At 29.7% G+C, this 26828-nt stretch carries 22 protein-coding genes, 1 tRNA gene and 1 pseudogene; 7 read left to right on the forward strand and 17 right to left on the reverse strand.

Features of this window, described 5'->3' with window-relative positions:
• Positions 1-46: 46 nt before the first annotated feature.
• Positions 47-865, reverse strand: a complete 819-nt coding sequence (locus H8S20_RS10785) for a ZIP family metal transporter (protein ID WP_186860107.1) — start codon at positions 863-865, stop codon at positions 47-49.
• Between the two features lie 188 nt (positions 866-1053).
• On the opposite strand from H8S20_RS10785, the gene H8S20_RS10790 reads away from it, so the two are divergent.
• A tRNA-Leu gene (locus H8S20_RS10790) sits at positions 1054-1136 on the forward strand.
• Between the two features lie 397 nt (positions 1137-1533).
• Here H8S20_RS10790 and H8S20_RS10795 read toward each other — a convergent pair.
• Positions 1534-8232, reverse strand: coding sequence for an endo-alpha-N-acetylgalactosaminidase family protein (locus tag H8S20_RS10795; protein WP_186860108.1), 6699 nt, complete (start codon positions 8230-8232; stop codon positions 1534-1536).
• Between the two features lie 642 nt (positions 8233-8874).
• Here H8S20_RS10795 and H8S20_RS10800 point away from each other — a divergent pair.
• Positions 8875-9275: pseudogene (locus H8S20_RS10800) on the forward strand (DsrE/DsrF/DrsH-like family protein); the annotation flags it as partial.
• 147 nt (positions 9276-9422) lie between these two features.
• Positions 9423-10283, forward strand: coding sequence for a S66 family peptidase (locus H8S20_RS10805; RefSeq protein ID WP_186860109.1), 861 nt, complete (start codon positions 9423-9425; stop codon positions 10281-10283).
• A gap of 62 nt (positions 10284-10345) precedes the next feature.
• Here the strand turns inward: H8S20_RS10805 and H8S20_RS10810 are convergent, their stop codons facing one another.
• Positions 10346-11467: a DUF362 domain-containing protein gene (locus H8S20_RS10810; RefSeq protein ID WP_186860110.1), complete on the reverse strand. Its 1122-nt coding sequence runs from the start codon at positions 11465-11467 to the stop codon at positions 10346-10348.
• A gap of 148 nt (positions 11468-11615) precedes the next feature.
• Positions 11616-12359: an N-acetylmuramoyl-L-alanine amidase gene (locus H8S20_RS10815; protein WP_186860111.1), complete on the reverse strand. Its 744-nt coding sequence runs from the start codon at positions 12357-12359 to the stop codon at positions 11616-11618.
• A 188-nt stretch (positions 12360-12547) separates the two neighbouring features.
• On the opposite strand from H8S20_RS10815, the gene H8S20_RS10820 reads away from it, so the two are divergent.
• From H8S20_RS10820 to H8S20_RS10830, 3 genes are read left to right on the forward strand one after another with little or no spacing between them, the layout of a single operon-like run.
• Positions 12548-12922 carry a GntR family transcriptional regulator gene (locus tag H8S20_RS10820; protein ID WP_032117935.1) on the forward strand — a complete coding sequence of 125 codons (375 nt, stop codon included), beginning with the start codon at positions 12548-12550 and terminating at the stop codon, positions 12920-12922.
• 2 nt (positions 12923-12924) lie between these two features.
• On the forward strand, positions 12925-13776 hold the full coding sequence (locus H8S20_RS10825; protein ID WP_032117934.1) for an ABC transporter ATP-binding protein: 852 nt from the start codon (positions 12925-12927) through the stop codon (positions 13774-13776).
• A 4-nt stretch (positions 13777-13780) separates the two neighbouring features.
• A complete protein-coding gene (locus H8S20_RS10830; RefSeq protein ID WP_186860112.1) occupies positions 13781-14419 on the forward strand; it encodes an ABC-2 transporter permease in 639 nt (212 codons plus the stop codon).
• 105 nt (positions 14420-14524) lie between these two features.
• Here H8S20_RS10830 and H8S20_RS10835 read toward each other — a convergent pair whose 3' ends face one another.
• Both H8S20_RS10835 and H8S20_RS10840 read right to left on the reverse strand, forming a co-directional pair.
• Positions 14525-15154 (reverse strand): DUF975 family protein, encoded by a 630-nt coding sequence (locus H8S20_RS10835; RefSeq protein ID WP_186860113.1) that lies wholly within the window; start codon positions 15152-15154, stop codon positions 14525-14527.
• A 177-nt stretch (positions 15155-15331) separates the two neighbouring features.
• Positions 15332-15778, reverse strand: a complete 447-nt coding sequence (locus H8S20_RS10840; RefSeq protein ID WP_032117931.1) for a GNAT family N-acetyltransferase — start codon at positions 15776-15778, stop codon at positions 15332-15334.
• A 152-nt stretch (positions 15779-15930) separates the two neighbouring features.
• Between H8S20_RS10840 and H8S20_RS10845 the strand changes: the two genes are divergently transcribed.
• Complete coding sequence (locus tag H8S20_RS10845) at positions 15931-17052, forward strand: aldo/keto reductase (protein WP_032117930.1); 1122 nt, start codon at positions 15931-15933, stop codon at positions 17050-17052.
• Positions 17053-17213: 161 nt separating this feature from the next.
• On the opposite strand, the gene H8S20_RS10850 is transcribed toward H8S20_RS10845, so the two are convergent.
• From H8S20_RS10850 to H8S20_RS10895, 11 genes are all read right to left on the reverse strand, one after another.
• Positions 17214-18044, reverse strand: a complete 831-nt coding sequence (locus H8S20_RS10850; RefSeq protein ID WP_186860114.1) for a DUF4097 family beta strand repeat-containing protein — start codon at positions 18042-18044, stop codon at positions 17214-17216.
• A gap of 12 nt (positions 18045-18056) precedes the next feature.
• Positions 18057-18635, reverse strand: a complete 579-nt coding sequence (locus tag H8S20_RS10855; RefSeq protein ID WP_186860115.1) for a DUF1700 domain-containing protein — start codon at positions 18633-18635, stop codon at positions 18057-18059.
• A gap of 1 nt (position 18636) precedes the next feature.
• On the reverse strand, positions 18637-18972 hold the full coding sequence (locus H8S20_RS10860; protein ID WP_032117928.1) for a PadR family transcriptional regulator: 336 nt from the start codon (positions 18970-18972) through the stop codon (positions 18637-18639).
• A gap of 165 nt (positions 18973-19137) precedes the next feature.
• Positions 19138-20223 (reverse strand): AI-2E family transporter, encoded by a 1086-nt coding sequence (locus H8S20_RS10865; protein WP_186860116.1) that lies wholly within the window; start codon positions 20221-20223, stop codon positions 19138-19140.
• A gap of 310 nt (positions 20224-20533) precedes the next feature.
• Positions 20534-20863 (reverse strand): hypothetical protein, encoded by a 330-nt coding sequence (locus H8S20_RS10870; RefSeq protein ID WP_032117926.1) that lies wholly within the window; start codon positions 20861-20863, stop codon positions 20534-20536.
• Positions 20864-20980: 117 nt separating this feature from the next.
• Positions 20981-24136 carry an AAA family ATPase gene (locus H8S20_RS10875; protein ID WP_186860117.1) on the reverse strand — a complete coding sequence of 1052 codons (3156 nt, stop codon included), beginning with the start codon at positions 24134-24136 and terminating at the stop codon, positions 20981-20983.
• Positions 24137-25318: an exonuclease SbcCD subunit D gene (locus H8S20_RS10880; RefSeq protein WP_186860118.1), complete on the reverse strand. Its 1182-nt coding sequence runs from the start codon at positions 25316-25318 to the stop codon at positions 24137-24139.
• Between the two features lie 184 nt (positions 25319-25502).
• Entirely contained in the window at positions 25503-25631 is a 129-nt protein-coding gene (locus tag H8S20_RS20695) for a hypothetical protein (RefSeq protein ID WP_279288178.1), read from the reverse strand.
• 66 nt (positions 25632-25697) lie between these two features.
• Positions 25698-26228 (reverse strand): GNAT family N-acetyltransferase, encoded by a 531-nt coding sequence (locus H8S20_RS10885; protein ID WP_032117923.1) that lies wholly within the window; start codon positions 26226-26228, stop codon positions 25698-25700.
• A gap of 79 nt (positions 26229-26307) precedes the next feature.
• On the reverse strand, positions 26308-26640 hold the full coding sequence (locus tag H8S20_RS10890) for a hypothetical protein (protein WP_186860119.1): 333 nt from the start codon (positions 26638-26640) through the stop codon (positions 26308-26310).
• Positions 26640-26822: a sigma factor-like helix-turn-helix DNA-binding protein gene (locus H8S20_RS10895; protein ID WP_366456100.1), complete on the reverse strand. Its 183-nt coding sequence runs from the start codon at positions 26820-26822 to the stop codon at positions 26640-26642. Before H8S20_RS10895 ends, H8S20_RS10890 begins: the two co-directional genes overlap by 1 nt.
• Positions 26823-26828: the final 6 nt, after the last annotated feature.

A 26828-nucleotide genomic window follows, 5' to 3' on the forward strand; every position in this document is an offset into this window, starting at 1 on the left:
ACTAAAAAAAGTGGCATTAACCACTTTTTTCATACTTCTCTTTACTTTATCCTAATGCAACATCTAATACCATCATTGTTATAAAGCCAAGTATTAATCCTATTGTTGTCAAACTTTTATTTTCTATAGATGCTTCTGGCAACAATTCTGAACCTACTACAGCCACCATAGCTCCTGCTGAAAAAGCTAAGAAAAAAGGTAACATACTTCTTACTGTTATAGCTGCAACAACACCCAAAACTCCTGCTATAGGTTCTACTAGCCCAGACAATTGCCCATAAAAAAAGCTTTTACCTACTGATAATCCATCCCTTCTTAATGGAAGTGATACAGCTGCTCCCTCTGGAAAATTTTGAAGCCCTATACCTAATGCCAATGTAATAGCTGCACCTATTGATGCACTTGGAATTCCAGCTGCTACCCCTCCAAAGGCTACTCCTACAGCTAACCCCTCTGGTATATTATGAAGCGTAACAGCAGTAACTAATAAAATACTCTTTTTATATTTTTTAGCTACTGAATCAACACTTGTTTCATCCCGTTTGGTAATAACACCATATGAATACTTGTCCATCATTTTATCAGCTAATATAATAAACACGCCTCCAGCAAAAAAGCCAATTGCAGGTAAAATAAGTTCACTATACCCAAGTTCTGCACATAACTCTATAGAAGGATTTAATAATGACCAGAAGCTTGCCGCTACCATTACTCCTGCACCAAAACCTAACATAGTGTTTAATATCCTTCTATCAACACTTTTAAAGAAAAATACTAAACCTGCTCCTAATGCTGTAACCGCCCATGTAAAAATTGTTGCAAACAATCCTTGTAAAACTGGATTTAAATCCATAAACCACTCCATACCTTTGTTTCCCTTTCTACATACACATAGTTCTACTTATAAACAATATATTGCAAATTACTACAAATAGTTCCTAGTAACGTTATACTTTATAAAAACAACTAAATACCTTTTAACTATTTATACATATATAAAAATATTGACAATATTATATGGTATATGTTAACATTACTACTGTAAGTTATTAAGTCGGCATGGCGGAACTGGCAGACGCACATGACTCAAAATCATGCGGGAAACCGTGAGGGTTCGATTCCCTCTGCCGGCACCATTTACCAAAACGCAAAAAGTCAAGCGTTGAAAACACTAGGTTTTCACGTTTGACTTTTTTTGTTTTTATGCCTTGGACACCTTAGCACTTGCATAAAACTACTGTTTACTTATGATTTTTAGCAACTTTACTAGCATCTTAAAATAAATCTTTATTTATTTTACTGTCTCTTTTGTTAATATTTATGTAATGTTCATCATTATTCTAGCTCTTATAATTTATATATTTTAATAAAACAAAGCTAATATATGATTGTTCTGAAAGTAATTTAGAAGATGGGTATACAATAGCAATCAAGAAACTTTTTTATAAATTTCCAAGGAATAAATAAGAGAAGGGTATATATGGCTTTCTATTAAGAATTCCATACATACCCTTCATCTATACCTATATCAATTTAGATTAAATTTTCATACTTCTTTTTCTTGTAAGTTAATACAAAAACTCCAAGTATGCTAATTACTAATCCAATAATGAATATATTCACATGAGTTTCATCCCCTGTTTCTGGCAACTCTGGAACCGTTGAAGGATTACCAAGTTCCTCATTCATTAATTTTGTAATATTAACAAGAGCATTTAAAGCATTATCTACTTCTTCTTGTGTTGCATCTTTATCATTAATAACTTTATCAGCTATTTTTAATAAGTCTTGGTATTTTACCCAGTTTTCTTTCGAGTGATTTGCTTCTTTATAATATTGTACTATTTCTTTGTAGAACTTCTCTAACTTAGATTTATCCACCTTAGAAACTTCTGGTACTTCTATTGCTACTTCTACTAGATTACCTTTAGCTGTCTTTAATGCTGATAGAGCTTTATCTACTTCTGCTTGTGTTGCTGCATTATTATATGCATCTTTTGCTGCTTTCAATGCATTTATAAAGGCATCTTTCTCTGCTCCATCTTTATATTTATCTAAGTCAATCTTTTCGTATTCTGCAATTACAATTCCTAATTCACTTCTGTCAACATTCTCTACTTCGTCTAGTAATTTTAATGCTGCTTTTGCTTCTGTAAGAATTTTCACTGCATTATCGATTTCTTCTTGTGAAGTTGCATTATTATATGCATCTTTTGCTGCTTTCAATGCATTTATAAAGGCATCTTTCTCTGCTCCATCTTTATATTTATCTAAGTCAATCTTTCCGTATTCTGCAATTATATTTCCTAATTCACTTCTGTCAACATTCTCTACTTCGTCTAGTAATTTTAATGCTGCTTTTGCTTCTGTAAGAGTTTTAACTGCATTATCGATTTCTTCTTGTGAAGCTGCACTATTAATTAATGCTTTTGCATCTTCTAATGCTTTTACAAATGCATCCTTTTCAGCTCCATCTTCATACTTAGTTAAATCAAGATTTTCTGAATTTTCTATAGCCTTTTCTAATTCAGTATAATCTAATTTCTTCTTTTCAACAGTTACTGTAGCCTCTGCCATTAGCCCTGCTGCATTTGTTATTTTAACCTTAGCAGTTCCTGCTTTTACTGCTGTTACAACTCCATTTTGATTTACTATTACTATATTTTCATCAGAAGAACTCCATACAATACCTTTTAGAACAGTATTTTCTGGATGAGTTGGAATTAAGGTTACTTTTCCGCCTATATTCATTGTTACATCTTCTAAGCTTGCTGTGTCTGCAACCTTTTGTATACTAATTGGTACAACTTCTGATATTGCTGCAAAATTACCTTGACCTTTTTCTACATAGATCTTAATTGTTTTTGCATTAAGTGTTTCTTCAAATTTAGCAGTTACCCATGCTCCACCTTGCATCTCTGAACTTAAAACAGTAATAGAATCTGAAGCTTCTAAAACATTTCCTTCTGAATCTAATACTTCATATTTAAATTGTTGTACAATACCATTGTTTGCACTTGGTCTTTGTTGGAACTTAAATCCACCAATTTTCATTTCTTTTCCTAAATCTACTGTTAGGATAGCTGGATTTTCTTTACTTACAGTAAATCCATTCCAACTTGAATGCCAATAGGTAGAAGAGTTTCCATCTGAAGCTGCAGAAGCTACTCCACTTCCTTCTGGTTCTCCTGTTGCTTGTTCTGTATTTGCACTAGAACTTATTTCACTAAATTCTTCTCTTGAAATATCTATTACAACATCTCCAATAACGTTCATTTCAAATACAACTTCTTTTCCATCTGGAAGTGTTGCTGTAATAGTTGCACTTCCTTCCTTTACTGCTTTTACAACATTAGCATCTTTATCTACAACTGCTACTTTTTCATCACTTGAATTCCACTCTATTTTATCTAGACCACTTCCATATATTTCAGAAGTCTCACCCTTATAAAGATTTGTACTTGATAATGTAACTGCAAAAGCATCTTTATCTTCTGTAATTACAAGGTTGTCTAAAGTGAAATCTGTTTGTCCCATAGAACCCTCACCTGATTTACTTGCATTTTGATAAAGACCAATCCAAGTTTGTCCGCTTCCATTACCAATTACTTGCATTTCTACATGCTTAGTTTCTCCATGAGCTGCCTCAAGATATTGATCTTCTGAAGGAGCTGTATAGTTCACTCCATCTCCAATAACCATAGCATATCCCTTATCTGGGCCTGATTGATAATCAAACTCTACATTATATACTTTACCCGGTTCAAAACGGAAGTTTTGTGGAAGTGTTTGATATATTATTCCAGTATTCCTACTATGATGTTTTACTGACCAATTTCCTTCAATTACATCATCAATTACTCTATTATTCCATCCAGCTTGTGTATATGGTTCATTTAATTGTGATAAATGTGTTCCTGGATCTGAAATTCCTTGTGCAGAACTTAATACAAATGGATATAACCCTTGTACTACTGTTTCAAAATCTTGCTTAAATGTTCCATCTTCTTGGAAGTTATTTAATGTCTTTTCTACTATACGAATATCATCCATATAAGTAGCTCCTTCTCCAGCTGCTCTAGATAAAGTTAATTCTGCTGTATCCTTTTCAGCTTTGAATGAAATTTGCATACGTTGCATTTTACTTCCATTCTTTTGATCTGATTTCACATAGTTCATTAAAATAGAACGTTCAGTGTAATTAGAAACTGTTTCTTTTCCTGTATTTACTTCTATAGTTGCCTTTTCATCACTATTATTTTCTACATATACTTCTGCTACATAATTTGTATTTTTCTTTAATCCTGAAATAGTTGTAGTTACAGATACATCTTCAGAAGGACTATTAAATGTCAGTCTTTGATCTCCTGTATTTGCCTTTTCTATTACAACTGATTCATCGTCAATGTCCCCTGACCATTCATCAGAAGATAATTTTTCTCCTGCTGCATACCCATTAAAGCCTGGATCTACTACATAATCAGCTTCACCAAAATCATTTTTTAGTTCTTTAACTTCAGCACCTTTTGCTAATACATACGCTGTTGCTGCCTTAGCTTCTAAAGTTACAGATCCATTAGTTACAGGAACATTTACTTCATTTATACGTCCTTGGTCAGATAGTTCATACATTACAACATTTCCAAGGCCTTCCCATCCATTTGGAAGTTCCCATGTTGTGCTTCCTCCATCTAAATTCCAATGGTATAATTTTTCTGTTCCATCTTCATCTGTCCATGGTAATAAATACGTAACATCATTTAATACTACTTTATCATTTAAAGTAATTGTACGCTCAATATTATCATCACTTCTTTGCTCTTCATTTCTTCTTACAACAACTTCATCTCCTGCATCATTTCTTAATGTAATTTGTTTTTCATGATTTCCTACAGGTGATTGTCCTTCTTCATAATTTTCCCAATCTGTTACATAGTAATTTTGTAAAAACTTAGTAGGTAGATTTTGATTAAATGTTTCTAAAATATAGTTGTTAAAGTCTTTATCTCCACCCCAACCTTCAAATCCATATAATCTAAATCCTCCAAGTAATGGATTGTCTGCTGTTCCCCCAAATGAAGGGTAATTTAATACTTGAGAATCTCTATGGTCGTTTCTTATGAAACGGATAATATCACTATTATATCCTTTCATACTTGCACCGCCATAAACTGCATCTGTTGACCAGTGTTGCCATGTAGAATCATACTCTCCTTGTGCACTAAACTCTGTTGTAAATCTCCAACCTAGGGAATTAATTTCCTTTGCAACATTTCTTGTTTCCCATGCATCTTGATACCATACATCAAGATAGATGAAATCCATATTATCTTCACGATTTTCAGCATCTGCTTTAATTTCTTCTTTACTAGCAGTTACCTCCCCTTGTGAATCTTCTACTGCTAATGGCCATTCTCTATTATAGAAGCTTGTTCCATTTATACGATCGTATAATTGTACAAGACGCTTCCATCTTGCTTCACTTGATAAATCCCAAAGCTTATCAATTACATGAGACTGGTCTAGCCATCCCCATCCATTTGCAAATGGCTTTTGTAACATAGCTTCATTAAATGAAGCTGCTTCTGGATATGCTTCTTGCGCATTAATGTGAACACCAATTTCTGTATTATAATCATGTGCAATATCAATTAAACTTTGAAAATCTTTCACTCCACCTTCACGTTCTGCAATATCTGCATATTCTGAATTGGCAGAATCGTGACCTTCATTTCCATATCCTTTTAACATAACTGATTGTGGAAGTCCATCTGTTGCAAGATATACTTTCTTAATATTATCAGCTGTTGTTAAATATGGATTAGATGCCATACTTGCAAAGTTCATAACGATACGATAATTTACCATATCCTTAATTACTTCTGCTCCATAAGGAATGTTCATAATATCACGGAATGCAAGTGCTCCGTCATTCCAATCAATAGCTCCATCTTCATTTTCATCTGCTGCAATAGCTACTTTTGTACATGGTAAATCACTTAATGGATAGTCTTCATAATTTTGCGCTTTATTTTGTCCATTTTTATCTCCTAATTCATAATACCATGCTGCACTTGTAAGGCTCATTGTATCTGCACCATTATTTCTAACAACACGTTTATCGCCTTCTGCTTCTGAATTACTAAAAAGACCTGCACTTAACTTTCCATTTGTAAGGAATCCATATAAATATGAATCTGTATTTGATGGAATAAATCCATTTTCAAAATCAATAAATACGTCTCCAGTTGAAGTTGTAGTTGTTGATGCTTTCGCTCCTGCAAAATTAGCACCTTCTTCTACAGCATCTACTGTTAGAAGATTTAACTGTGGAACATTAATAGTTGCAATCTTATCACAGCCTTCTGCCTTATTAATTTCTATTACTTCCCATGTTAAATTATTTTCTTCTACACTTACCTTTACTTTCATATCTAAATTTATATTATTTTCATTTTTTTCAACATGCATTGAATATACTCTGAAATCTTTTCCTTCTGATTCAACCGTAACAGTTGGTTCAATTGTTATACCATTAATTTCTACAGTATTAAGTTTAGTTTCATTACCACGCATATATTGGCCTTCTATTTCTGCCCCATCTTTAAGCATTTGATATCTAGAAACAATAGGGAATGTTTTCCCAATATATACTTTCATTGTATCTGATGCAATAATATCATATTCTGTTAAATCTAATGATTCCTTTTCTTCTAATATAATATCTACTACATTATTATCTTCTTGAACATTTATAACCTTAGAATAGGCCTCATAACCTGCCTTTGTAGCAGCAATGCTATACTCTCCAACTTCTAAAGCGTCAAACTGATACCTTCCATTCACATCACTTTTAACTGAATTTATTCCTATACGTATAACTGCATCTGCAATTGGTGTTCCTTCCTTTGTTATAACAGTTCCTGACAATGGTACAAGTTTTGAATATTTTTCTTCTACAATCTGTCCTTGACGATCTGCAGCGAATACCCACTCATCTTCCATAGCATTTATTCCGTTATATTTTACATCTGCAAAAGAAATTGATGTTGCTCCATTTGTCTTCACACCAAATCTTCCTTTTCCAGAAGTTTTCTCAGAAAGTGAAATTAAACCTTGATTAGTAACTCTACTTGTAGTTCCATTAACAGTTACTGATAAAGTCTCACGACTTAATGATACAGATATCTGTAAATCTTCACCTTCTACAACATCAGGAAGACCTGGAATCTTTGGATAAGAACCATTTCCATCTACCTTATATTGATAATACCACTTACTACTTGGATCATATCCTACATATAACCAGTTATCATCGTTTACATAGGTATAGAAAACTCCCCAGTTACTACTTGGTTTTACTTTCAAAGAAATTTCTCCTGCATCTTCCATTACTCTATCATTGTCAAGTAATAGAATTGGTGCTTTTGCTGCTGCATTTCCATACGCATGTCCACCACCATTATTAGCACCACCTGTAATTTTAAACCATTTTTCTCCTTGCTCAGTTGGTTCCGTTGGTTCTTCTCCCCCTGAAACTTCTACTGATGGTTCCCATATCTGTCCTGCAAGACCTTCTTTATACAATGTCCAAGCATTATAATCTGTGTAATTAGTATCTCCAATTGTTACATTAGAAAAATATATGTCAGTGCACTGTGTACCATATGTAGCAGCACCAAATCCAATTTTTCCTTCCTGATCCTTTAAACTAATAAAATCAGCTATATTAATTAGAGCTTCTCCACTATTACCACTTGTCTTATTATCTACCTTAAATACAAGTTCATTTTCATTATAGACTGCACTTACATTCACAATATCATCTTGATTTATTTCTGGCAGTCCTGTAAGTCCTGGATATCCTGCTTTATCACCATTCTTATACTCTATAAACCATCCAGTTGCTCCATCATATGCAACATATGACCAATGAGTATCGTCTACATATTTTGTTACAAAACGAAATCTTGTATCACTTTTTGCACTTCCTAATTTCATCTCAAAGTTAATTGACTCATTTGTAATATTATTTTCATCTGATAATAGAAATGCCTCTGGGTTTTCACTACCAAAATGTCCATTACCATTACCACTTCCCGATTTTAAGTGTGCCATCATTTTTGGCGCAGCTAAAGATTGTAATGATGGTAATAAGCATGTCAAAAGCATTGTAAACGCTACCATTGTAGATATAATTCTTTTAAATTTCCCCTTTATTATCTTACCCATACATATCAATTTCCTTTCTTATATTCTTTTTTATACAATAACTTTTCTCTCTTTCCCCCTTTCATTTTTCTATCTTCTTTGCAAGTCTTTATCCTATCATTATAAAGTATAATTTATTTACTTTCATAACAAAAACTTACAAAACACATCATTTCATCCACATCTAACTTTAATCAACTTCAATATTTTGTATTTATATACTTAATTTGGATATAAATGTAGTATATTAATTATATATTATTTTTTTATAACTAACAATTATTATGTTAGTTAAAATTTATATTATCTTGCTATGCTTCATCTTTTCTAAAGTGCCCTATGTGAAAAAATATAAAGTTTCTTAAACATAACGGTAACACCTATAGTTTAAAGACTTTTTCATCATATCACTTTATAAATGCTAAGATAAGAATGTACAGAATAACCAATATTTTCATGTATACTACTAGGTGAAATTTAACACAGTATTAATGGTGATGAATATGATTTATACAACAAACATTAGTACTAAAATAATTTTAGAATAAGTTCAAGATTTATATAAACTTTAAATTTTAATTTATGAGTTATAATTGCTTACTTGATAATGAAGAACAATTATATGAAAAATGCAACAGATAACTAATGAAGCATAAAAAGTGAGCTACATGTGCAGCTTCAATGGGTAAAGAAGTTACCGTGTTCTTTACATTCTGGGATTAAATATCTTAAAGAGAAAAAAAGCCAAGGTTAAGAAAAATATAATAGAGAAGATGTTTGATTTTATGCTTCCAAGCAATACAACCAAACTTTCACTATCAAAAATGAATATGGGTGGTATGAGACCTAAGATGATAAAGCACATCATGAAAACAAATAATGTTGATTCATTAGATATGCTAATAGAAAATGCTATAAAAATGAATGTTAAAATTGTTGCATGTGCTATCTCTATGGATTTAATGGGAATAAAAAAAGAAGAATTAATAGACGGTGTCGAAGTTGAAGGAGTTGCTTCTTACTTAGGAGCTGCTGATGAATCTGGACTAAATCTATTTATATAATTTAACAACAAAGGAGCTGTCATAACACAGCTCCTTTTCTTATATTTTCTTTAATAATTTTTAATGCACAAAAAACTAATTTATAAAATATTAAATTTAAACTATACTATTATTAATTAAATTTACTCAAAATTAAGGAGGGAAAAAATGTATTTACTACAAAAAGGTGATAAAGTTGGTATAGTTGCTTGCTCAAATGGTCAGTCACCATTAAATCAAGAAAGTATAAATAAACTTATAGAAACTCTTAAATCTATGGATTTAACCCCAGTATGCTCTAATTATATTTATGCTAAAAACTCTATATTTAATGGTTCCCCTATAGAAAAAGGTAATGCCTTTATGACCTTATATAAAAATCCAGAAATTACTGCTATATTTGATATATCAGGTGGAGATTTATCTAATGAGGTTCTTCCATATTTAGATTATGAATTTATTTCTAAAAATCCAAAGCCTGTATTTGGTTATAGTGATGTTACTACAGTATTAAATGCTATTAATTCACAAGCTTCAATACCTACATATCTATATCAAGTCAGAAACCTAATATATGACTTTAAAGAAGTTCAACAAATAAACTTTAAAAATAGTCTATTTAATGATACTGATGAACTATTTAACTTTTCTTATAAATTTATTCAAGGTGAAAAACTAGAAGGTGTCGTAGTAGGCGGTAATATACGTTGCCTATTAAAGCTAGCTGGCACAAAATATATGCCTGATTTTACTGATAAAATTTTATTTTTAGAAAGTATGGGTGGAGAAGCTGCTCTTATGTCTGCTTTTTTAACTCAATTAAAGCAAATTGGTGCTTTCGAAAAAATAAAAGGGTTAATTCTTGGTACATTTACTAAAATGCAAGAAAATAATATTTCACCCTCTATAAGTGAACTTGTATTAAATATAATAGATAATCCTAATCTTCCTATAGCTAAAACTGAGGATATTGGTCATAGTACAAATTCAAAAGCTATAATTATAGGAAAGAATATTATTCTTAAATAAGAATATAAAGTGACAAGTTATAAGATAACTATTTTTTTACTTATAACTTGCCACTTAACATTTTACATTTCTATTAATTTGTACTCCTTATTTCCTAAACCTAACTTAACAGCATGATCTATACACACTTCCCAGTCAGTCTCTGGGTGAGTATTTCTAAAGTGGTCATTGTAATCATGATTATGCTTATGTTTTTGCTCATCTAAATAGCTTCCTTGTAACACTATCTGTTTATTTACAGCATCAGCACAAGCTTTATCTAATGCTACAGGATCAAAAGATGCAAAAATACCTACATCTGGAGTTATCGGCATATCATTTTCACTATGACAATCACAGTTAGGTGATATATCAATAACAAAATTTATATGAAAATGCGGTCTTCCATTAACTACTGCATAAGAATACTCCGCAATTTTTTTATTTAATACATCATTAGCTTCATCCCAAGTTGGAGATATAGCATCAAAATTACATACTCCAATGCAACGCCCACAGCCTACGCATTTATCATGATTTATATAAGCTTTCTTGTTTTCTCTAAAATCAATAGCACTATGTGCACAAATTTTCTTACATGCTCCGCAAGTTACACACTTTTCTGCTTCTACTGATGGTTTTCCATTACTATGCATCTCCATCTTTCCTGCACGTGATCCACAGCCCATTCCAATATTCTTTAATGCTCCTCCAAATCCTGTTGCTTCATGACCTTTAAAATGATTCATAGAAATAAATATGTCTGCATCCATTATAGCTCTACCTATTTTAGCTTCTTTTACATACTCGCCCTTTTCTACTGGAACTAAAACTTCATCCGTTCCTTTAAGCCCATCCGCAATTATAACATGGCATCCTGTAGTAAAAGGATTATATCCATTTTCATAAGCTGAATCCATATGTTCAAGTGCATTTTTTCTTCTACCTACATAAAGGGTATTACAATCAGTTAAAAATACCTTTCCTCCACTATTCTTAACCAAATCAACTATAACTTTTGAATAATTGGGTCTAAGATATGCAAGATTTCCAGGTTCCCCAAAATGTATTTTTATTGCTATATACTTATCTTTAAAATTTATATTTTCAATACCTGCTTTTTTTACTAACCTTTCTAGCTTATTTAATAAATTCATATTTCCATTTGTTCTAAGGTTAGTAAAATATACTTCTGATTTTCCCATACAAATCTCCTCTCACGAATAATAATTCACCTGATATTATATCACATTATTCCAATTTCAATCCATTTTTAGATAAAATTATATTAAATGTATTTTTAATATAAAAACCTGCCTAAGCAGGTTTTAAGTTATATTATTATTTTTTTATTTAAGATTTATAAACATCTATAAATACGCCCGAATAGCCTTCTGATTCTAACTCTTTTTTTCTTGATTCTGCATTTACTTTATCGTTAAAGCTACCACAAACAACTCTATAATAAGTATCTTTACTAACTTCTTGATTCTGCGGCTTATTTATATTAACCTTACAAAGTTTACCTATATACTGCGCTATTAAAAATCCAACATTATCTATATTGGCTTGTATCTTTTGCAAATCACTTGTATCAATAAATCCTACTTCAATTATAGCTAATGATATTCCAACTCCCCACGCATCTCTAATTTCTTTGTAATAATCCGTATATGATAGTGCTACTCCATCATTTCTCATATATATTCTTCCTGTGTTGTAATCTCTAGACTTAACACCTCTATTAGTTACTCCTAAAGCTTCAGAAATATTTTTGACCAACTTAAAATCTTCTATTAAATACTTCTCTTTAGAAGGAACAAATATTTCAGTGCCGGTGCCTCCACCAGCATTAATATGAACTGATATCCCTGCTTTAGCCGTATATGAATTTCCGCCTAAATCATTATCTGTATAATTATTTTCATCTCTATGAATAGTTAATCCTGTAGTTTTTAAATAATTAATAGCTACTGTAACTATTTTATCAACTAAATCATTTTCTCTTACTGCTCCATATACAGCTCCTGGGTCATAAGCTCCCGTTTTCTCACTAGTTCCATGTCCCTCAAATATAAAAGAATTATAACCTGCCATTTTTCACTCTCCTTCAAAATAATTAACTGTTGGAATTTATATTATGTGCCACCCAATAAATATGAAAAACTCTATACTTTTAACATTTAAATTTTTATATTTTCTTAATATTAATATTGACTAGCTATTGTCAAAGTGATATCATGTGTGTATATTATACATATACACTTATACACGGAGGTGCACACTTGGATATTATTATTAGTAATTCCTCATCAATAGCACTATATGAGCAAATAGAAAATCAAATTAAAACTCAAATACTCAATGGAAGTTTAAAGCCCGGTGCTCCGCTTCCTTCTATAAGAACCTTGGCCAAAGAGCTTAAAGTAAGCATCATAACCTCAAAAAGAGCTTATGAGGAATTAGAAAAAGAAGGCTTTATTCAGACTGTAGTTGGGAAAGGAACCTTTGTTTCTGGTGCTAGTTCAGAAAGATTAAAAGAAGCTGCTATGTCAGAAATGGAAAATAAATTAGAAGAAATAATAATTTCGGCAAAAGCTCTGGGATTATCTTTAGACGAATGTATTGAGATATTTAAAAGTATTTATGAGGAGGTATAAATATGAACGCTATAAAAATTACAGATTTACAAAAAGATTATAAAGATTTCTCTCTAAACATTAAAAATTTAAATGTACCTACAGGATATATTACCGGATTTATAGGTCCGAATGGCTCTGGTAAAACAACCACCATAAAATCTATATTAGGTATGGTTAAACCTAATAGTGGCATTATAGAAGTTCTTGATTCTGATATTTCTAAAAATATAAAAATCAAAGAAGATATAGCTTATGTAGGAGATGTTTCTGGATTTTTAGAAGAAAGTAAGATTTCTAATCTTCATAAGGTCATATCTAACTTTTATACAAACTGGGATGAAGTTTTATATAAAAAATATATTAACGACTTCAAAATAAATGAAGATAAACTTTATAAAGACCTTTCAAAAGGTCAAAAGAAACAATTTGAACTTATTATGGCTTTAAGTCATCATCCAAAGCTTCTTATTATGGATGAACCTACTTCAAGCTTAGATCCTCTTATAAGAAATGATTTTTTAGAACTTATGCAAAGTCATATGGAAATTGATAATATGACAGTTTTTTACTCAACTCATATTACAACTGACTTAGATAAAGCCGCCGATTATATAGTTATGATTTATAACGGAAATATACTTCTTCAAGATGAAAAAGATTCTATATTAGAAAATCATGTTCTAGTTAAAATAAAAAAAGAACTTTTTGATGAAAGTATTAGAAAAGAATTTATCTCTATAAAAGAAAATTCATTTAGCTTCGAAGGTCTTATGAACAGTAAAGAAAAAGCTTATGAACTTTTTGGAAATGAAGCTATTTATGAAAAATGTAATTTGGAAGATATATTAATGTATTATACAAGGAGGTCTTAAGATTATGAAAAATATAGTTAATTTAATAAAACTACAATATAATTCTCTTTTTGCCTTAAAAAGGAGCTTACTAATTTTAGTACTAATGGGGATATTCTTTGCTACAGTTCAACCCTTCATGATAGTTTTTGCTGGTGCTATGTTTTTAATGGTTTCATGCTACTCTTTAGTATTTTATGAAGAAAGAAGCAAAATGAACTATTTAATATATTCACTTCCTGTAACTACTAATGAATATATTTTGTCTAAATATATCTTTGGATTCATAAATACTCTTATATCTATTTTAATATCAGTAATTCTAGCTTCTATTGTAAAGATATTAGGGTATAGTAGTGAAGTATCATCTATGCCAATATATGCTATATCACTTTCTACATTAGCAATAGGTTTATTCTTCTTATCTGTAGTTCAACCTGCTGCGTTGGTACTAGGAAGTGAAAAAGGTAGATATGTACTTGTACTTTTATCAGTTCTACCATTAACTTTTTCAACTTCATTAGTTCAATATCTTCCAGAGATTAATTTAACACTTAATCCTACTATAATCGGAATATTACTAACATTAGTTGCAATAACTATATTATTAACTTCATATTTTATTACTTGCAATATATTTTCTAAAAAAGAAATATCTTACTAGTATAACTACCTTATTCTGTATTCAATCTATACGGAAAAATATACACAAATAATTTTAAATGCCATTGATAAATATTTAAACTTATCAATGGCATTATTACTTTTATTAATATAATTTTTTATTACTGACTTTTAAGTTTAAGTAGAAATTAGCCTCTGTAACCTTCTGATACGGAGCTACCCAAAGACCTCCTATTCCTAATGTTAAAGCTGAAACAATCCACCAACCTATAAAAGATAATTCTAGCACAAAAAATTCCCATTTGTACCCCTTCATCATTTCCGCACTTTCACTTAAACATTCTGTAATAGATTTACTTCTATCCTCAGCAAGTATAAAGAAAGCTTGTGAGAACATTAACGCTACAATTATACCTGGTATTATAAATAGTATAGACCCAATTATAACTGCAATAGAAATCAAAATATTTAACCCTAATGTCTTAAGATATATATCAAAGTATGAAAATATATTTTCTACATTTGGTTTTTCTCTTTTAGTAGCTATATTCAATAATAATTTGCATAAACCAGTAGATATAACCCCACCAAGAAAAATAGATAGTAAATTAACTGGAACTGATAGTGTTACTCTCTCCAGCCCGAATCTTTCTGCAATATTATAAATAACATCAAGATCTATAAATATTGCCGCTAATAATACTCCCCCAATGGCTATGCCCCAATTACCTCTTAACTGATCTTTTGCTCTATTTTTTAACTCTACTCTTTCCACGCTACTCCCCCCTTTTTATCTTATTATATTAATATTTTAACATAAAAATACTTTCTTACATTGCTTTATTTACATATTATATAAAAGAAAAATATTCAGCATTACTACATTACAATATATGAATATAATCAATAAAAAATAGGCTAGGTTAATCTAGCTCATTTAATAACTTTTATACTACTTTTCATATTCATACATATAATAATTACATCTTTCCATACCTAAAGATTCATAGGTCTTTTGAGCACTTTGATTTTCAAACTCTACATATAATCTTATTCCACATATATTTTCATCTCTATCACACATTTCTTTTATATGATTATATAACCTTTTAAATACACCTTGTCCTCTATACTCTTTATCTACATACACACTTTGCACCCATATAAATAAACCATTTCTCCAATCACTCCATTCATATGTATACATTATTTGTCCAACCACTTCACCATTTACTTCACAAACATGGTAAACCCCTTTACTTTTATCTTCAAGTAACGCTTTTACACCTTTGTTTAATATATTTTTATCCAATGCTTTATCTTCTGTTTCAAAAGCTAAATTATAGTTAAATTCAACAATTCTATCTAAATCCTTTATCTCAGCTTTTCTAATTATCATTTTTTTCCTCCTATTTAAATAATATATTGTTAATTTAATTTTTATATAATTATAATATATTTATCTTTACCTTAAAACATTATTTTACTTTATATTTAATTTTATCCTTTTATGATATAATAATTTTTGTATTATAGATTTAGGAGGATATTATGTTATATAGAGAATATGGTCAAACTCATGAGAAAGTATCTATACTTGGTTTTGGATGTATGAGATTTCCAACTATAGATAATAAAATTGATGAAGAAAAATCTACTGAAATGATTCAATACGCTTTATCTAAAGGTGTAAATTATTTTGATACGGCTTATACTTATCATGATGGTGCGTCTGAATCTTTTGTTGGTAAAGCTTTAGAACACTGTAGAAAAGATATATTCATAGCCACAAAATTACCAAGTTGGCTAATAAAAAACAGAGACGATATGGATAAAATACTTAATGAACAATTAACTAGATTAAGAACTGATTATATAGATTTTTATTTAGTACATGCTTTAAATAAAGAATATTTCTCAACTTTAAAAGATAATGGTCTATTTGAATTTCTTGATTCTATTAAGAAAAGTGGAAAGGTTCGTCATATAGGTTTTTCATTCCATGATTCATTAGATGTTTTTAAAGAAATTGTAGATTCTTATAATTGGGAGTTCTGTCAAATTCAATATAACTACTTAGATACAGATTATCAAGCTGGTACTGAAGGCTTAAAATATGCTGCTAATAAAGGTCTTGGAGTAGCTATAATGGAACCTTTACGTGGTGGAAAACTTGCTAGCAATATTCCAGATGACATACAATCTTTATGGAATACAGCAATTAATAAAAGAAATCCTGTAGAATGGGCATTAAAATATTTATGGAATGATTCTAATGTTAGTGTTGTATTGTCAGGAATGAGTAGTTTTTCTAACATTAAAGATAATATAAGATATGCAGAATCATCAGAGAGTAATTGCCTTAATGAAGATGAGATAGTGTTAATTAATAAAGTTACTGCTGCTTATAAAGCTAAGATAAAAGTAAATTGTACTGAATGTAGGTATTGTATGCCATGTCCTGTTGGTGTAAATATCCCTAGAAACTTTGATCTATTAAATAAAGCTTCACTATTTCAAGATATAGAAAGTAATAAAAAATCATATAATTCAATGGATGAAAAAAATAAAGCAATTTCGTGCATAAAATGTGGTAAATGCGAAAAACTTTGCCCACAAAATATTAAAATTAGAGAAAAATTAGAAGAAGTGGTTGGCACATTCGGAAGATAATTTTCAGCCATGTCGACGATAAATATGACTTTACCAGATAGATCTTCACTTGGTGCAGTTAAAGAACTCCTTCTGTAATGTTTTTTTAATTCATTACAGAAGGAGTTTATTTCTTATTTATCTATTCCAAGCGCATACATCTATTCTTTGTCTCTGCCAAACTATCTTCTATTTTTATAATTTGCATTTATAGTTTCTTTTCCATTAGTAGTATCTACATCTAAATTTTCTATCTGATAATTTTTATCTTCATTCTCTAGCGTTATAGCTCCATTAGTAGTTCTTAACGTAATATCTTTACTATAGCAATTATACGCTTTTATAAGTCCATTTGTAGTTCTAACTCTGATATTATCAGTTTTAATATCTTCAAGATCTACTAATCCATTTGTTGTCTCAAAATTGACTAATGCTGCATTTATATCTTCCCCTACAACTCTCCCATTATTAGTACTTATCTTAACTTCACCTTCAGCAGTTATATCACCTATTTCAAAGTTTCCATTTGTAGTCCTAATATCTATATTAGCAGCTTTAATATCATTAATTTCTATACTTCCATTTGTTGCTTCTACTTTATAATTACCAATTACACTTTGGGGAACTATTATTTCTACAGTTCCGACAACACCTGAAAAATCAAAAAAGTTTATTGAACCATAGCTTTCTTTTCTTCTTATATTTATAGTATCTTCATTATTATCTATAATAAATTTATCATTTTCATTATTATACCAACAATTAACTATTACCTTGTTACTAGTTCCACTATAAATTTCTACTTTTGTATTAGGAACATTTAAATTTAAGTTAACATTACTATTAGTTATATCTATTTCTTCTGTAAAAGACTCCGCTATACCCTTAAATTCTATGCCTTCGTTCCCGAAAGTAATTCCACTAAAAGCTTCCCCTGTTGCTAAAAGACCAATTCCACCTACTATTAACATAACAACTGCTAATATAGACGATATTAAAAAATATTTTTTCACTACTCATCCCCCCTAAGATATCAAACTTATATTCCACTTAACATATTTAATCATTAACTTTATCATTCCAATTGCTATTGCAAATGCAGCATTAAATAATAGTATTCCTACACCAGCCATAACAAAAGTCTTTAATAATCTAATGCCTATATTTACACTTGTATTAAAAAATAATATTGCTAAAGAACTTCCTGCCACTGCAACTCCGCTTACCCCCACTGAAAATACAGCTACTCCAATTCCAAATACCAACCATGCTAAAAATAAAAAGTTAACTATTTGCATAAATATAAATAATGCAACATTACCATTTTTAGCCTTTTTTACTTCATAATTATTTTCATTTACCCTATATTGAGGTTCTGTATTTTTCTCTTCCTTAAGCTTATCTTCATATCCAAGCTCCTCTATATATTGTTTTGCTATCTCTTTTGGATCTCCTAATTTATTTAATATTTTCTCCAAAGATTCACCTTCATCTAATAGCTCATTTATATGCATACTGTAATCTTCAATTATATTTTCTATTTCTTCTTTTGGTAATATTGCTAAATTACTTCTAAGATTATATAAGAATTCCCCTTTAGTCATTTTATTCACCATCCTCACTATTTTTATATTCATAACTTAAAACTTTATTTACACTTACCAAGAACTCATTCCACCCTTTTACCATATTCTCATAATGAATTTTACCTTCATCAGTTATCTGATAATATTTTCTCTCCTTACTTCCATCACTTACTTTAGTATAAGTAGAAAAGTTCCCTTCTTTTGTAAGTCTTCTCAATATGGGATATATTGTATTCTCTGTAACATCCATATCAGTTGCTATCTCTTTAACAACCTCATATCCATACATATCTTTCTTGGAAATAAGAGATAGAACGCATAGCTCTATTATTCCTTTTTTGAACTGAGTATTCACTATCTCACCTCTTTATAACTTATTGTGTATTACACAGTATATTATATTACCATACTGTGTAATACACAATAACTATTTTGAAATTTTTAAAAAAAATTTAGGAGATAGTGTTTATAACTATCTCCCTAGTAATTATTTCATCTTTTTTATCTCTTTAATTCACTATTATTTTACTGCTTGGTATAACAAAAATGCACCGATAAAATAGAACATTCCTGCAAATCCTAATGGCGTTATTGCTATAAACAAACCAATAATCATAACAAGTGGGTGAACCCCTATAAATGATGCTACAAGATTTTGCTCTAATAACTGTCTTACTAACGCCACAATTACATATCCTATTAAAAGAATTATTGCTGCTGTTTTACTTCCACTAATATACATAGCGATTGCTAAAATTCCATATACAAGCCCAGCTCCTATAAGCGGAAGAAAATCTAAAATTGCTGTTATTATTGCTAGCGGTAATGCATAACTTACTTTAGCTAATGTAAATATTATAAAACTTATAAAAGCTATTACCAACATAATTAATAGATATGCTTTTATATATCCACCAAAAATAGAATTCATTTTTCCTTTCACTGTTGAAAATAACTTATGTCCTTTTTCTGAAAATATATTCTTAACTCCTCTTTGAATATTTTCTATTTCCTTTGTAAAGAAATAAGTTGATATCAATGTAACAAGAACTGTTATAAGAGCTCCAGGTATTGACCCTGCAAAACTTAACATTTTTCTTCCTAATGTTGTTACAAATCCACTAACTACCTTAACAATAGTCATTATACCTTCATTTATTTTTTCAACTACACTTGGATCTAGATTATTTAATCCTGCTAATATACTATTAACAAAGCTATCAATTCCATTTATTATTCCTTCAACTGTTGATGGATTAGTTAAATACTCTAAAAGCTTTCCTGTTTGCAATATTATTTCATATAGTACTGCTCCTAATGCTGATAACATAAGAATTACTATTGTAATTGTTAATAAGAAGGAAACAAATCCATTAGATAATTTAAATTTCTTGCTCTTTTTATTTAACTCTAATATTTTATTCTTTATAGGTTTCAATGATATGGCTATTATAAAAGCTATTACAAAAGGAAATGCGTACTTTAAACTAACAGCTAAAAGTATAAAACCTAATGTATATATCGCTAAAAATTTAACTACTTTCTTTGCCCCATTTATAAAATCTTGAGAAATATATTCCAAAATACTACCCTTTTTAAAATCCACATCTATTTTCCTTTCTTAATCTTAAATTATTAATTATTATGTAACAATGAAATAAAGTGCGCACTAAGTGCGCAAGTGAAAAGTCGACTTCGTCGAGATGAAAAGGCTGCTAAGGCAGAGGGGAAAAGTTAACTAAAGTTAACGGGAAAAGGCTACTATCGTAGCAGTAAAAAGTGCAATACTCAGATACTCTTCACTATTGCCAAAGGCAATATTTTCCCTGTCACGAAGTGAACTTTTCCCCTCAGCGTCAGCTGACTTTTCCCCTTTGACGAAGTCAAACTTTTCACCAAAGTGCTTCGCACTTTATTTATAAAAGTTCTCTTAGTAAGTCTTTTCTTGCTTCATATAGATCTTCCTCGTTCTCTTTTAAGTCATTCCAATATTCACTATTTCTGTGTAAAGCCTTTAGCATCTTAGTAACTTTTTTACTAGCTACATCATTATCCTTAGCTAGTGTCGCAACTGTTAAAACAAAAGTTCCCACGTCTTGTGGATCATCTAGAAGATTGTCATTGCTTGCTATTAACTCATCTATAGCTTCCGACTCATCCATTCCTTCCATTAAGTAACGCTCAAATTCTTCTTTAATATCAACTGCTAAATCATCATCATAAATATCTAATCCCCAAACACCCATTCTAAGTTCCTCCTTATATTTAACTTAATATTTTTTTATTAACCATACTTGTTGATATTATATGACCTTAGTATTTATAGTATTATATGAAATTTCTTAAATTGTGCTATTTTTATATTATTTAATTATAAATCTTGCATGACTTCCATCTTTTCCTGGCGTTATTTCAAGTCTTGCATCTACTCTTTCCTTTAATTCTGGTACATGAGATATTATTCCAACTAATCTTCCTAAGTCTTGTAGGTCCATTAGGGTATTTATTGCATTATCTAAACTTTCTGGATCTAATGTTCCAAATCCTTCATCTACAAACATTGTATCTATTTGTACTCCACCAGCATAGGATTGAATCACATCAGCTAACCCTAAAGCTAACGATAATGATGCTTTAAATCCTTCGCCTCCTGAAAGAGTTTTAACATGTCTTTCCTTCCCTGTATAAGCATCAATTACCTCTAATTCTAAACCTGACTGTTTCGCACCTTTCTCCCTACCTTCCTTACGCTTTAAAGTATATCTTGAGTTTGTCATTTTGCTTAATCTAAAATTAGCCGCCCTAATAATATCATCAAAATAAGCTGCTAATACATATCTTTCAAAGCTGACTCTTTCTGAATTATTTCCATTAGCAAGTTCTGCAAGTTCACCTATTACCTTGTACTTTTCTTCATCACCTTTAATTTTATCAGTTATATCTTCTATACTTTTTAACGTATCTTTATTATTTTTAATCCTTGAAAATATAACTTTACCTTTTTGCTCTAATTCTTTGATCTTGACTTCTATTTCTTTAATTATAATATTATAATCATCTAAAGCCACTCTACTAATATCCTTAGTTTCTTCCTTTATTCTGTTAAGTTCATCTTTCTTAGATGATAGCTTATTATAAAATTCTCTAATAAATACCTCTTTAGATTTTATATCCTCATCCTTCAATTTAGAACTTATATAATCATCAATATTTTCAAAGCAGCTATCCTTAATACTCTTATCAAATAACTCTCTTGTATTACATAATGCATCATTATATCTTTCTAATAAAGCTGTATTATTAAGTATATCCTGCTTTAATTTTGTTAAGCTATCTTTAGCTTTAAGATATAAGGTTTTACAAGTTTCTAAATTTTCTTCAAGACCTTTAATTTTCACTTTTATTTCTGATAAAGAACTTTGTAACACACTATCGTCATTAATTCCCTCTGGTAAAACCCCTTTAGCTTCTGCTAATAATCCCTCTTCTTTTCTTAACTCAGCTAAAACATTTTGATATATTACTCTAGCTTCATTAATATTATTCTCATCATTTTTTATTTTGTTTTCTAATAAATCAATTTCTTTTTTTACACTATCCTTTTTATCAATTATAAATTTGATTTTATTAATATCATCCTTTAAAGTATTAATTTCTTCACCTAATTTAGTGCCACCTTTTAAAACTAATTCCTTTAATAGTACAAATTTTTCTTCTATATTATCATTAAAGCTTATAACACTTTCTAATTCACTTAATAAAGGTTTTATACTCTCTTCAAGAATACTCTCTTTCTTTACCTTCTTTAAAGAAATCTTATTTAATTCCTTATCATAAATGTCTTTTCTAATCTCATAATTCTTCTTAAGATTATTAAGTTCCTCTTCAGAAGGCGCAATCTCCTCCATCTTAGCTAACTTAGGATGTTCTAATGAGCCACATACAGGGCATTCTTCATTTTCTTTAAGCTTTAAAGCTAATACCCCTGCCATACCTTTTCTAAACAATAGATCCCCATTATCATAAACTTTCTTTGACTCCAAATAATCCCTTTCATATTTACTTAATTCTTCAATTAGCTCTCTATGATTCTTACACTCTTCTTCATAAGCTTTCATTTTGCTAAATAGTTCTCTTAACTTTTTTATTAAATTCTCTTTTTCCTTTAAAGCGTTTTCTGCCTTTACATATAATACTTCTTTTTCCGATATCAGCTTAAAAGTATTTCTTAAATTTTCAACCTTCTCTTTTGATACTCTTATTTCTTTTTCTAATAAATCATTACTCTTCCCTTTAATCTCTAAATCATTACTTAGCTTCTTTACAGCTACTTCCTTGTCTTTAAACACCTTAAATTTTTCGAGTTTTCTTTCTATCTCTGAAGATTCTTTTATTAAATTATCTTTAAACTTTATATCCTCTTCTGCTTTCTTATACGCCATTTCCCTTTCAGTAAATACTAAATTGTAAGACTCTAAAGATATTTTATCTTTTTCTAAATTTCTCTTTGTTTTATTAAAATCTTCATCAGATTTCTTTAAGGAGTTTTCAAGGTGTACAAGTTCTTTAGCTTTTTTAGCTTTTTCTAAACTAACTTCATCTTCACTTATTTCTTTTACCCTTAAACTTAAATCTTCTAACTCTTTCTCAATCTTTTCTTTTAAGTCTAGTTTTTTATTATTTTCTTCAGCCTTAAACTTACTTTCTTCAACTTTTATCTTTTCTTTTTTAACTTTATCTAAATCACTCGTTAATACTACTTCTTCTTCTTTATCTTTATTAATAAGCTCCTTAGTCAATTTAATTATTTCTAAAACGTCTTTATCAATGCTATTAATTAATAACTTTAGGTTATCATCATCAGATGGATCTATCTTTGTAATAAAAGCATCTCTTCTTTGTTTATCTCCTTCAACTTTTTTTCTTAAAGCTGAACTTTTTTCTTTCAACTCATCTTGTACCTTTAAAAACTTTTGAGTTCCAAATATATTCCTGAAAATAGGTTCTTTATCTTTACTTTCTGCTTCTAAAAGCTTTTTAAACTCTCCCTGTGGAAGCATTACTATTTGCTTAAATTGACTAGCATTTAACCCTAAAATCTTTTCTATTTCCTTATCAGCTTCGGTAGTCTTCGTAATAACTTTATCTTCATCTATAATAAGCTCTACTGCATGTTTTTTTTCAGTAGTCTTAATAGTTCCATTTTTAAGTTCCTTCTCAACAGTTTGTGTTGGATATCTAGTAATTTTATATTCCTTGCCATTAGCCAAAAAATCTAATTCAACATATGAAACTTCTGTCCCTTTTGCATGGTGGCTTTTTAATGACTCTATAGTTCTACTTCCACCACTAGCCTCACCAAAAAGTGCAAATGAAATAGCATCAAAAATAGTTGTCTTTCCTGCTCCTGTAGGCCCTGAAATAACAAAAATATTACTTCCTTTTATCTTTGTAAAATCTAACTCTTCTTTTCCTGCATAAGGTCCAAAAGCATTTATAATTAACCTTAATGGTCTCATCTATACCTTCCCCCTTTTACTCTCTTCTAAGATATTATTGAAAACTTCAACTCTTTCATCATCCATACTTTTCCCTTTTATACTTAAATAAAAGTCACTAAATAATTCTGTCATAGGTTTCTCTCTAAAGTTTCCTGATGCAGATGTTCTACTATCTGTATCTCTCACAGTTGCATTTACCATCTTTAATCCCATTACATTTGGAAATACAGCTCTTAACTTTGATATAGCATCAATAACTTCGCCTTCATCTGTAAGATTTACAAACACATAATCATTTAAATTATCCCCTCTATGAGTATCCCTATTTATAAGCGTATCTAAAGGTCCTTCAATAACTCTCATATCTCTAAGAACTGGAATTTCTCTTAGATCTACTTCAACATCACCATCTCTATTTAATTCTATAACAGGTATACTTTTCTTTTGTCTACATTCTGATATAGAATATTTTAAAAGAGATCCTGAATATCTTATTCTATTTCCTCCAACTTTTTGTGGCCCATGAAGATGGCCTAAAGCAACATAATTAAATAAATCAAAGTTTTTTCCATCTATTAAATCCGTTCCTCCAATAGATAGTGGCCTTTCTGAATCTGAAAGTTCTAAATCCCCCTTATTTTCTTTATCTTCTATATTGAAAGTTACGTAGCCATGAGTTATTAAAACATTTCTTTCATCTTTATTTATGTCTTTTTCAAGTTCTCCAATTAGGAACTTCATAGCATCATCATAAGTTCTTATATTATCAATTTTATAAACTAACCTTACTTTAGCCGGATCTACATAAGGTAATAAATAAAAGTTAACATTTCCAAACTCATCTTTAATAGTTACCTTCCTTATCTCCTTATTAAACATTCCTTCTATATATAATCCTTTATCTTTAAGTAACTTACTTCCAAAGGATAATCTTTCTGGACTATCATGGTTACCAGATATAGCTAAAACAGGTATATTTAATTCTAAAATTATTTTACTTAAAACATTATCTAAAACTTCTACAGCTTCTGCTGGTGGTACTGAACGATCATATATATCTCCTGCAATTATAAAAACATCAGGCTTCTCTTCCTCTAACAACTCTATTAATCTATCAAGATAAAATTTCTGATCTTCTATCATAGAAAATTCATTTACTATCTTTCCAATATGCCAATCTCCTGTATGGATTATTTTCATCTATTTCACTTCCTTAAACTTAGTAAATTTACATAATTTTATTATATCAAAATATAAGCTATTCGCTACGCTCATAAGGATAAATATTTTGCTTTCTCAAAAGAGAAATATTACCTTCGGCAAGAAAAATGTTTTTCTTACTCAAAGTAGAAATATGCGGCTAGAGTCACAGAGAAATATTTAACTACGTCCAAATATAAGTAAATGCCTTCGGCATAGATTTATGAACTATTATCTGTCTACTTAACAGATGGAGTTCAGTAATATCTGCCGAAGGCATATTTATCTGACCTTTTGTCATATTTCTCTTCATCAAAGATGAATATTTCTCTTAGCAAAGCTAACATTTCTTCTATGAGCATATGCTCATAACCTTTTTCTATTCAAAAAACTCTTTTGCATATTCTACAATTCCACTAACACCAATTAAATTACCATCACTCAATTCCTTAGCCATAAAAGATTCATCTGGCACATCAAAAGGTGCTTTAATTCCATATTTACTAGCAGGAATAAACCCAAATTTAGGATAGTATTTATCATGTCCTAATACTATAACTGACTTATAACCTAATCTTCTAGAACTTTCTAGCGCTACATTTATAAGCTTACTTCCAATACCCTTCCCTTGATATTCAGGTAATACAGATACTGGTGCTAACGCTAATGTTTCAACACTCTTATCCCCATTAACAATCTTTGCCTTAGTAAGCATTAAATGCCCAATAACTTTATCATTATCTTCTGCAACTAATGAAAGTTCCTTGATAAAACATTCACCTTTTCTTAATTTACCTATTAATAAATGTTCATTTCCATCACTATGCTCTGCATTCTTAAAAGCAGCTTCCGTTAACCTTTCTACTGCCTTATAGTCCTTTTCTAATTCTTCTCGTATGTTTATATCCATTTCTAATCTCCTGTACCACATAATATTTCTTATATATTTTAATATATTTTTACCAATTAATCCTCAAAATATTTTCCTTTTATTCATTTCCATTATTAGTTTCTATATTACTGTAGTTAACATTATCACTTTGAAATCTAATATTATTATCAGTTATTTTTTTACCTTCATATATAGTAAATGTAGTAGGAATAATTGCTAAAAGAGCTGCAACTATACCTATTTTCCCTATAGGTATCTCTACTTCATAATTTAAAAAATCAACAATTTTATCTTTTAGGCTTCTTTTATTTAAAACTTCAGCTTTTATCTTATTTTTCAAATTTTCATCAAAGCTTATATCAATAAAACTATTCTTTATATTATTTTTGATTTTTTCATCAAATAAAAAATTAAACTCTTTATCATCCACTATATCCCCTCACTTTCTATTATTCTTCTTAAAGCATTTCTTCCTCTTTTAAGTCTTGTCTTAATAGTATTTTCTTTTTCTTCTAATATAGATGCTATTTGGGATATTTTTAATTCCTCAAAATAAAACATATATAATAAAATTCTATATTTTTCTGGAATCTTCATTAAAGCTAGTCTAATATTCCT

The organism is Clostridium hominis, from assembly GCF_014287825.1.
GTDB classification, from domain to species: Bacteria; Bacillota; Clostridia; order Clostridiales; family Clostridiaceae; genus Clostridium; species Clostridium hominis.

Coding starts and splice junctions, on each gene's coding strand:
- H8S20_RS10795 (WP_186860108.1), bottom strand. CDS start 8,232: ATGGGTAAGATAATAAAGGGGAAATTTAAAAGAATTATATCTACAATG.
- H8S20_RS10880 (WP_186860118.1), bottom strand. CDS start 25,318: ATGAAAATAATCCATACAGGAGATTGGCATATTGGAAAGATAGTAAAT.
- H8S20_RS10875 (WP_186860117.1), bottom strand. CDS start 24,136: ATGAGACCATTAAGGTTAATTATAAATGCTTTTGGACCTTATGCAGGA.
- H8S20_RS10810 (WP_186860110.1), bottom strand. CDS start 11,467: ATGGGAAAATCAGAAGTATATTTTACTAACCTTAGAACAAATGGAAAT.
- H8S20_RS10805 (WP_186860109.1), top strand. CDS start 9,423: ATGTATTTACTACAAAAAGGTGATAAAGTTGGTATAGTTGCTTGCTCA.
- H8S20_RS10845 (WP_032117930.1), top strand. CDS start 15,931: ATGTTATATAGAGAATATGGTCAAACTCATGAGAAAGTATCTATACTT.
- H8S20_RS10830 (WP_186860112.1), top strand. CDS start 13,781: ATGAAAAATATAGTTAATTTAATAAAACTACAATATAATTCTCTTTTT.
- H8S20_RS10840 (WP_032117931.1), bottom strand. CDS start 15,778: ATGATAATTAGAAAAGCTGAGATAAAGGATTTAGATAGAATTGTTGAA.
- H8S20_RS10785 (WP_186860107.1), bottom strand. CDS start 865: ATGGAGTGGTTTATGGATTTAAATCCAGTTTTACAAGGATTGTTTGCA.
- H8S20_RS10885 (WP_032117923.1), bottom strand. CDS start 26,228: ATGGATATAAACATACGAGAAGAATTAGAAAAGGACTATAAGGCAGTA.
- H8S20_RS10870 (WP_032117926.1), bottom strand. CDS start 20,863: ATGGGTGTTTGGGGATTAGATATTTATGATGATGATTTAGCAGTTGAT.
- H8S20_RS10825 (WP_032117934.1), top strand. CDS start 12,925: ATGAACGCTATAAAAATTACAGATTTACAAAAAGATTATAAAGATTTC.
- H8S20_RS20695 (WP_279288178.1), bottom strand. CDS start 25,631: ATGAAGAGAAATATGACAAAAGGTCAGATAAATATGCCTTCGGCAGAT.
- H8S20_RS10855 (WP_186860115.1), bottom strand. CDS start 18,635: ATGACTAAAGGGGAATTCTTATATAATCTTAGAAGTAATTTAGCAATA.
- H8S20_RS10815 (WP_186860111.1), bottom strand. CDS start 12,359: ATGGCAGGTTATAATTCTTTTATATTTGAGGGACATGGAACTAGTGAG.